The following is a 1763-nucleotide window of genomic DNA, read 5'->3' on the forward strand; positions in this document are numbered from 1 at the left end:
TTGTCAAGGTTGGGTAGTATTTTCTCGTATACACTCGAAAATCTCCACCCTCCCCTTGACAAGAGGAAGTAAATGGATAAGTATGATTTTCTCAAAAAGTGTTGCATTTAATATTGCAATTTAGAATTCGTAATTCTAACAAGTATTGCAATAATAAAGGCAACTAGAAGGACTTCTTAATTTCTTAATATGGGTAATAATTTTTCGAAGTATTCAGGTAACGGAGCTTCAAATGTCATTTTCTCACCGCTTCTAGGATGAATAAGGGTAAGCTGTTTTGCATGTAAAACCTGCCCTTTCAAATTGAAACGTTGCTTTTTTATTCCATATACAGGATCGCCTACTACTGGATGGCCTATATATGCCATATGTACCCGTATCTGATGGGTTCTACCTGTCTCTAGTTGAGCTTTTACCAAAGTATAATCACCGAAACGTTCTAACACTTCATAATGGGTAACAGCTCTTCTACCACTTTCTACTACAGCCATTCTTTTGCGATCTATTGGATGCCGACCTATAGGTGCATCTATAATCCCCTTATCTTGCTTTATATTATACTCTACTATAGTCCAGTATATTCTGCTCATTGTTTTAGACTGTAGCTGATGAGCCAATTTTATATGTGCCATGTCATTTTTGGCAACCACCAAAAGTCCGGAGGTATCCTTGTCTATTCTATGTACTATACCAGGGCGTATAGCTCCATTTATCTCAGATAGATTATCACAATGGTATAAAAGAGCATTTACAAGGGTACCGGAGTAATTACCTGGTGCAGGATGTACTACCATTCCTTGAGGTTTGTTTATGACAATTATATCATTATCTTCATATATTATGTTTATAGGAATATTTTCTGGTTCAGTATTCATTTTTTTCGGTGGAGGAATGGATATAAAAATATTATCTCCTTTTCGTGTTTTATAATTTGGCTTTGTAGTATTCCCATCTACTAGTACTTTCCCATCTTTTATGAGGGATTTTATATGTGATCTAGAAATATCTCTTAATTTTTTACTTAAAAATACATCTATTCTTTCGCCTACGCCAGATTCATCTATTGTAATATTGATTCTTTCCATATCATACACCTATCTTTAAGCCTATTTGTCTGCTATAAATAATAAATACCATGCTAATAATATAGTGCCTATTACCACAAAGCTATCAGCCACGTTAAATACCGGATAGTTGATTGCAGCAATATGTATCATATCTACTACATATCCAAGGCGTATCCTATCAATTAAATTACCTATTGCACCACCTAATATAAATGCCAAACTTATTCGCAGGATCATTCTTGTATCCTTATATGTAAAAAGATAATATGCCATTCCAGCGCATATTATTATCGTTAAAACGATAAAAAACCATCTTTTGTTTTGTAATATTCCAAATGCAGCGCCCCTATTTTCGACATAACAAAACTCTAGAAAACCTTTTATAACAGTAAATGATCCATCAGTTTTTAGATTTTTTACAGTAAAATATTTGGTTATTTGGTCTAACGCAATTATAGTTATTATAATTATTACTTCCAGCATAAGCCCCTCCCACATAAAATTTATATCTATAACATTCATTATAACATAATTTATTTTAATATGTATATAAGATTAATTGCCCCGATCACGGCAAAAGCATGAATACATTTTCTCCCAGACTCCTCGCCCGAGGAGTTTTTTAAAATGCCAGTGTAGCATTTATATAAAGGAATGAGTATACATTGTAAGAAATGGACCCCGGTATTACTATGA

2 protein-coding genes are annotated in these 1763 nt (G+C 33.4%); both read right to left on the bottom strand.

Annotated elements, in window-relative coordinates:
- Positions 1–176: 176 nt before the first annotated feature.
- Complete coding sequence (locus EJN67_RS13905) at positions 177–1085, bottom strand: RluA family pseudouridine synthase (RefSeq protein ID WP_129725023.1); 909 nt, start codon at positions 1083–1085, stop codon at positions 177–179.
- A gap of 21 nt (positions 1086–1106) precedes the next feature.
- Positions 1107–1550, bottom strand: a complete 444-nt coding sequence (gene lspA, locus EJN67_RS13910; RefSeq protein WP_341538814.1) for a signal peptidase II — start codon at positions 1548–1550, stop codon at positions 1107–1109.
- Between the last annotated feature and the right edge of the window lie 213 nt (positions 1551–1763).

The organism is Xylanivirga thermophila (genome assembly GCF_004138105.1).
GTDB classification, from domain to species: Bacteria; Bacillota; Clostridia; order Caldicoprobacterales; family Xylanivirgaceae; genus Xylanivirga; species Xylanivirga thermophila.